This window comes from Variovorax sp. 01T439_2, assembly GCF_056398445.1.
Genome location: NZ_JBFTPJ010000689.1, coordinates 1 through 3,207, shown reverse-complemented (window position 1 = coordinate 3,207; position 3,207 = coordinate 1). Strand labels below are relative to the sequence as shown.

2 protein-coding genes and 1 pseudogene are annotated in these 3,207 nt (G+C 67.8%); all 3 read left to right on the top strand.

What is annotated here, in order from left to right; translation table 11 throughout:
• The first annotated feature begins 78 nt into the window (after positions 1 to 78).
• Positions 79 to 945 (top strand): class I SAM-dependent methyltransferase, encoded by an 867-nt coding sequence (locus AC1DOC_RS25970; RefSeq protein WP_478130775.1) that lies wholly within the window; start codon positions 79 to 81, stop codon positions 943 to 945.
• 470 nt (positions 946 to 1,415) lie between these two features.
• Positions 1,416 to 2,717: an HlyD family secretion protein gene (locus AC1DOC_RS25965; RefSeq protein WP_278877538.1), complete on the top strand. Its 1,302-nt coding sequence runs from the start codon at positions 1,416 to 1,418 to the stop codon at positions 2,715 to 2,717.
• A gap of 43 nt (positions 2,718 to 2,760) precedes the next feature.
• Positions 2,761 to 3,207 (top strand): annotated as a pseudogene (locus AC1DOC_RS25960) (hypothetical protein); the annotation flags it as partial.

The following is a 3,207-nucleotide window of genomic DNA, read 5'->3' as shown; positions in this document are numbered from 1 at the left end:
GCATAACTTGTCTCGATGCCGGCCCAGATTTTTGAAGGATTCAAGATGATTGGAGACATCTTATTGCCACACGCGAGCTTGAAACGCTCGGGTGCTTACTTCGAATCGGGGCTCGAACGCAAAACCGACGCCATTACCGCCAATGCCACTTATTTTGGAAATGCGCAGTGGGCGCAGGAATACCTGGATTTCTGCCACCGCGATGCGCATTTCAGGAGCCGGTGGCTCGCGGCTGCCGGCGACTGGACCGACAAGGTGGTCATCGACCTGGGCTGCGGGCCGGGCAACATCTTTGCCACCCTCGGCGGCAAGCCGCGGCTGCTGATCGGCGTGGACGTGGCGCCCGGCTCGCTGGAGCTGGCGGCCAAGCTGGGCTACACGGCGGTGCTGGCCGATGCGGCCTACACCCCTTTTCGCTCGCAGGTGGCGGACATCGTTGCCATCAATGCGTCGCTGCACCACTGCGACGACATGGCCGCCGTGCTGCGCGAGGGGGCGCGGCTGGTGAAGCCGCATGGCCTCCTGGTCACCGACCATGATCCGCAGCTCACCGCCTGGGATTACAAGGGCCTTGCCAAGCTGATGTGGGATGCGCGGCTGTGGGTCTACCGGGCGATCGGGCATGGCTTCCACAAGACCGGCAGCCAGCAGTCGTGGGGGCTGCGGACCGAGGTCCATCACCAGCCGGGCGACGGGGTCACGAAGGAATTCTTCCATTCGACGCTGGAACCGCTGGGCTTCGAGGTGAGCGTCTACCCGCACAACCACCAGATCGGCGCCGATGCGCTGCGCGGCGTGGTGGGGCCGGCGAAATGGAAATACCGGCTGGGCAACATGCTGTCCGGCCGGCGGCCCTCGTCGCCTACGAGCGCGCTGTCGCTGATGTGCGTGGCAAGGCGCCGCGGCGATCCCGCAGCGGCTGCGGCGGCGGTCCCGGACCGCTGATCCCGAGCTTCTCACACCCGGTTAGCACCGCGAAGCCGCCCGGAGCGGGGCGCAGACACGATCGGTATCGTTACCGAATCTTCCTTTTGCCCACTTGCCGACGGCTGCGCGTTCAAATGCCGGAGGGCCCGGCGAACCGCGCTTTGGCGTGCCCCGCTGAGGGCTTCCCAGGGGAAACCCGAGCCTCGCATCAGTCCGCATGCCTGATGCGGCCTTTTGTGGTCAATGGCGCGCTATCCGACGCCAATGTAGGACTTTTACCCGACCACCGGTGTTGCCGGAATGTGAATTCAGCACATCTTGTTTCGCACCGAAGCAGTCCTGACCAGGGTTTCGACGTACCTTGATATTGCACCGCAACATGCGGACGCAGGCCTGTGGCTTGGCGTCGGCTTGCTGCGGGCGGTCTTTCAATCTTGGATGTCGCGCCGCTTGTGGGCGGCGCTACGTGGTTCTCACGAGAGGTGGCTATGCGTGTGTCAAAACCGGATTCGGTTCTCTTTTCTCTTCGCCAGCGGCGCATCGCTGGCGCCGCGAGCGCTCGCGCCCTGGGCCGGAACGGCCGGCGAAGGCAATCGGGCGCCTTCGTTCCCAAGCTGGCGGCCTATGCGCTGCTGGCCTTCGTGCTGTGGCTGATGGTTGCCACGCTGGTCCAGCCGCTGCTGTCTTCGCAGGCCACCCGCGCCGTCCTGCAGGCGCCGGTGGGGCTGATCACTTCGCCGATCAACGGCGTGGTGTCGCAGATGGTGGTGCATGCACGCGACAAGGTGGAGCCCGGCACCATCGTGGCCACGGTGCGCAACCCGACCGTGAGCCAGGAAATCCTCACCACCCTGAGGTCGCAGCGCCTGTCGCTGCAAAGCCAGCTGGCCCAGCTCGGCAACCAGTACAAGTCCGACAACCAGGAGATGCGGTCCGTCGGGCAGGAAGCCGGCGTGCACCGCGAGGCCTCGCTGGCGCAGGCCTGGGAGGCCTGGCAGATCGCCCGGCGCCAGCGCGACGTGGCGCACAGCGTGGTGGAAGAGCAGGAGAACAAGGTCCGCACCAACCAGGCGCTGCTGGAGCAGGGCGCGATCAGCGAGCAGGTGATGAACGCCTCGATGGCGCAGCTGAACACGGCGCGCGCCAATGCCGCGGTGGCGGAACAGTCCTTCGCGGGCCAGGCCCAGACGGTGGCGAGCGCCGGGCAGGGCGCCTTCGTGGGCACCGGCGGCAGCAACCTGTTCCAGACGCTCGCCAGCCGCCGCGAGGCGCTGCGCAACAGCGTCGGGCGCGCCCAGCAGGACGCCACCGCCATCTTCAAGCAGCTCAAGGAGGTCCGCGACCTCGAGGAAGAGGAGCGCCGCCGGGTGGAGAAGCTCTCCTTCTATGAAATCAAGGCGTCCCAGGCCGGGCAGGTCCACTCCGTGCTCGCACCCGAAGGCGCGTATGTCACGGCAGGTGCCTCGCTGGTGCGGGTGACCGATTGCAGCCGGCTCGGCGTGGTGGCGGTGTTCCCGGCGCGCGTGGCCAAGCGGCTGGGMATCGGCTCCGTGCTCGACGTGAAGCTCGACGATTCCGCCAAGTCGATGCCGGCGCGCGTGGAGCAGCTGCTGCCCGTGGCCTCGGATGCGCTGCAGAGCACCTACAGCGTGCCGTTCCCGTATGCCGAGCAGGGCTCCATCTACGCCGTGGCCCGCATCGAAGGCAAGGAGCCGCAGGAGGCTCCGCCGGACGGCGGCAGCAACATGTGTGCGCCCGGCAAGGTGGTGTCGGCCAGCCTCAGGTCCTGAGCGCAGGCGCCAATGCACCCCTTGCATGCATCGGAACAGAACCATGTCGGTCTTCCCGTTTTCCCGGCCCCTGGCGTCCTGCCTTGCCGCATCGATGGCACTGGCCTTGCCGCTGTCCGCAGCGCTCGCCCAGCCGTCTGCGGGCCGGCAGCCCGGCCCGCAAGCCGCCAGCGCCACCCAGCAAACGCTGGCGCGGCAAAGCTGCGAGGGGCTGCGGCGCGCGGTGGCGGAGGACCAGAAGGGCGCGGCTTCCGGACCGCTGTTCCTGGCCAGCTACCGCGTCGCCGACCCGAAGCAGGGCACGCCGCTGGAACCTGCATTGGCGGGCGCCGCCTTCACCTATGACAACGCGCTCGCGGGCATCGCGCTCCTGGCCTGCGGCGACGCAGCCTCGGCCCGGCGCATCGGCGACGCGGTGGTGCGCGCGATGGAGCGCGACCCGAACACGGCCGACGGGCGCGTTCGCAACGCCTACCGCGCCGGCCCGATG